Below are 2,871 nucleotides of genomic sequence, written 5' to 3'. Positions count from 1 at the left end.
AGTAATGTCCGCTTCCGCAGTTTCAAGGATTTCGACCTGCATGGGCGGGTGCCTTTTGCGTTAGCCATTCTGGTGGTGCTGGCTGTTGCCCTGGTTGCCGTGCATCCGCCGCTGGTACTGTTTATCGCCGTGATTTCCTCTGTGGTGATGGGACTGTTGCTGACCCTGTGGCAAATCCGCAGCCGCCGTACCCAGCGTCGGCGCGGTAGTTCCAGTCACTGACTTGCCGATACTGTGGATGCACCCCAATGCAGGGCACGTAACCGACTGAATTTTTTGTGTTGATGCGCCTGCATGCGGATGAGAATGTCGTTCAGCGTATGCACGGCCTCCACCGCATAAGGACCCTTGTTGAGCATCACGCACTCGGCGCGCACACCCATGGCCGCATCGGTGAATTCGGGCCGGGAGATGATGCCCTTTTTGGTGAGTTGTTCCAGCACTTGGGTGGCCCAGATGACGGGCAAATGCGCCGCTTCTGCCAGCCAGAGAATCTCTTCCTGTACTTCCGCCAGTCGTTCAGGGCCCACTTCTACAGCCAGATCGCCGCGCGCGATCATTACACCCATCGGTTGGCGTCCGAGGGCGGCCAGCAGTATCTCCGGTAGTTTGTGAAAGGAGCCAGCGGTTTCTATTTTCGCGATAACACCCAAGTGTTCACCTTGCCGCTGACGCAGGGCTTCCAGCATGTCACGCATGTGTTCGGCGCTCTCTACGAAAGAAAAACCGATGAGATCCGCCAAAGGAATAATGGTGTCCAGATCCTCCAGGTCCTTGGCACTGAGGGCCGGAAGATTCAGTGCTAGTCCGGGAAAATTGAGACCACGGCCTGCTTGCAGGCGGGCACCCCCTGGTTTGGTTTTGGTGATGCGCAGCAAGGCACCTTCAGGACCCTGTTCCATGACCATGGCGGCAATTTTGCCGTCGTCCATCCACACCGCCTGGCCGACGGGCAGTTGCGCAACGACTTCCGGGAGGGTGCAGGCGATGCGTGCCGGGCGACTCTTCTGTGCCGGTGCCCCGGGCCCTGGTTGGCTTTGCAGCAGGAGCTGATCGTCGACTTCCAGATGCAGAGGGAGTGCGCTTTGCGGAATGCCCACAAAGTGTCCTTGCACATGGCGGCGACGCCGGCTTTGCCAGGGGTTCCCCGCAGTGAAGTAGCAGCCCTGCATGGCCTGTAAGGTGATGATCTGACCTTCAATGCGTTCAACCACGAGTACACGCTCCTTGCCGCGGGCATCGTGGCAGAGCAAGTCTTCGCCTTGCTGCGGCATGGCGCTGCCGGATGCCATAAGGAGTAGGCAATCTATCCCTGCGGGACTAAGCGCTACCTCCTTATGGCAGGCCAGCACGGTCATTTGTGCTGGCGTTTGCAGGCGACCGAGGCGGTCACGTTCAGGACTCAAATGGATCACTCCCGGAACTTCGGGAAGCGGGCCGGTGCGAATCTTGTGCCCGGCGAGGTCGGCGAGAATCCGGCAGGGCTGACCAGTGTCCCGGCTCGCGGTGCGGACCTGCTCAGCCAACCGTTGCCATATGGCCTGGTCATCATGGGCACAGTTAATACGTGCGATGTTCATGCCGGCAGTTAATAAATTGCGGAAAAAATCAGAATCGTCAACGCGATCGCCGGATAGCGTCACCATGATGTGGGTGCTGCGTTGGTGGGGCGGACTGCCGAGCAGGGCCAGCGTGTTGTTCGTAAGGGCCTGCTGGCCTTGCCCTCGCGTGATGGCCGTGGTTCCGCTGAAGTCGGCAGGCGGCATTTGCAGGGCGGCGCGTAATATCTGCAAGGTACACTGCACGCTGTCAAGTACATGACTTTCTGCGCGACCGAGAGAGGAGAGTCCGGCATCTGACAAGGCATCTTGCAGGGGACGCAAATCGACGCTACGCAGGGCCAGGTAGTGCAGCATGTTACGGATACCGGGATGCCAGGGAAGACTGGGATCTTGCTGCTCCAAAAGAGTGAGTTGGGTTGCTTCACTCTGGACAATCCGCGTGTGCAGCCCTTCAAGGGCTTCCTGAAGGTCTTGCCATGCCTTATTCATGTGCTTCATTCCGCCTGGTCATGCCCTGAGTGTAGCAGGTGAATATTTCAGTATGATGACATCCAGCCAGGTAGCGAAGTTTGCCGACTGAATGCGTTTATCGCTCGTAATGATCGGTATGTTCTGTTAAAGTCCGCCTGCCGTCATGCCTCAGTCTGCATGACGCGCGTCGCATTGGTCCCCACCTTGATGAAGCGTCTGCCATAGACTGGCGCCCCTGTGGCGAGGCCGGTGTTTTCGGAGTAAAAAATTATGTCATCTTTTGAATCCCTTGGGCTTTCTGAGCCCATTTGGCGTGCTGCGGCCGAGCGCGGTTACACTACCCCTACCCCCATTCAGGAGCAGGCCATCCCAGTGGTCATGTCCGGCGTCGACCTGTTGGCCGGTGCGCAGACAGGTACCGGCAAGACTGCTGCCTTTGCCATGCCCATTCTGCACAAACTGTCCGCCACCGCAGATACCGCGGCGCGTGGTCCTTCTAGTGTGCGCGCGCTGATTCTGGTTCCCACCCGTGAACTGGCGGCGCAGGTAGAGGAGAGCGTGCAGTTGTACGGGCGCTATCTTTCCCTGCGTTCGCTGGTGCTCATCGGTGGTGTCAAGATCAATCCGCAGATGCAGAAACTACGCCGCAGTGTAGACGTATTGGTCGCTACCCCCGGTCGCCTGCTGGATCATATCCAGCAGCGCAGCGTCGACCTCTCTCACGTCGAAATTTTGGTGCTCGACGAAGCCGACCGCATGCTCGACATGGGCTTTATCCGTGACATCCGACGCATCCTTGCGGTATTGCCGAAAAAACGCCAAAATCTGCTGTTCTCGG

Annotated in this window: 2 protein-coding genes and 1 pseudogene; 2 read left to right on the top strand and 1 reads right to left on the bottom strand. The window is 58.4% G+C overall.

All coding sequences use genetic code 11. The features are described 5' to 3' along the window. Positions 1–222, top strand: a pseudogene (locus AC2VNK_RS02580) (CDP-diacylglycerol--serine O-phosphatidyltransferase); the annotation flags it as partial. On the opposite strand, the gene AC2VNK_RS02575 reads toward AC2VNK_RS02580, so the two are convergent. Further along, complete coding sequence (locus AC2VNK_RS02575; RefSeq protein WP_486882694.1) at positions 216–2,051, bottom strand: pyruvate kinase; 1,836 nt, start codon at positions 2,049–2,051, stop codon at positions 216–218. The pseudogene AC2VNK_RS02580 and the gene AC2VNK_RS02575 overlap by 7 nt on opposite strands. Before the next feature lie 252 nt (positions 2,052–2,303). Here AC2VNK_RS02575 and AC2VNK_RS02570 point away from each other — a divergent pair. After that, positions 2,304–2,871, top strand: a 568-nt coding sequence (locus AC2VNK_RS02570; RefSeq protein ID WP_486882693.1) for a DEAD/DEAH box helicase, incomplete at its 3' end; no start/stop codon positions are given.

The organism is Acidithiobacillus sp. TH-A35, from assembly GCF_057473505.1.
The sequence above is the reverse complement of the archived record's forward strand: the minus strand, read 5'-3'. Positions and strand labels throughout refer to the sequence as shown.

What these genes read in the sequence shown, in the direction of transcription:
- AC2VNK_RS02575 (WP_486882694.1), bottom strand. Translation starts at nt 2,051, where the DNA reads ATGAATAAGGCATGGCAAGACCTTCAGGAAGCCCTTGAAGGGCTGCAC.